Origin of the sequence: Stenotrophomonas sp. AS012628 (assembly GCF_010608305.1) — a bacterium.
Classification (GTDB): domain Bacteria; phylum Pseudomonadota; class Gammaproteobacteria; order Xanthomonadales; family Xanthomonadaceae; genus Stenotrophomonas; species Stenotrophomonas geniculata.
The window spans coordinates 1-244 of the sequence record NZ_VMBJ01000204.1; the positions used below are offsets into that span (position 1 = coordinate 1).

Consider the following 244-nt stretch of genomic DNA (forward strand, 5'->3'; position numbering starts at 1 on the left):
GGACAGTGCCAGCCAGAGCGGCCTGGGACGCACGGCGACGCTGGACATGCTGGAGCACTTGAACGCCACCGGCATGGGGTTCGCCGCCGCGCAAATGAATCTGGGACTGGCGGGCCGCTTCGGCTTTGGCCAAGGGATTGCTTCAGCCGAGGTTGCGGGGCTGGTTCGAGCGTTGCAACTGGCCCAGGGTTCGGACTCGCCAGAGCAATTGTCCGCCTCCCTCGACCGTCTGGTCGTCCTGGGT

1 protein-coding gene is annotated in these 244 nt (G+C 66.4%); it reads left to right on the forward strand.

The genetic code is table 11. From position 1 onward, the window contains the following. A partial coding sequence (locus G5A07_RS21630) for a hypothetical protein (protein ID WP_223107837.1) occupies nucleotides 1-244 on the forward strand: 244 nt, incomplete at both ends.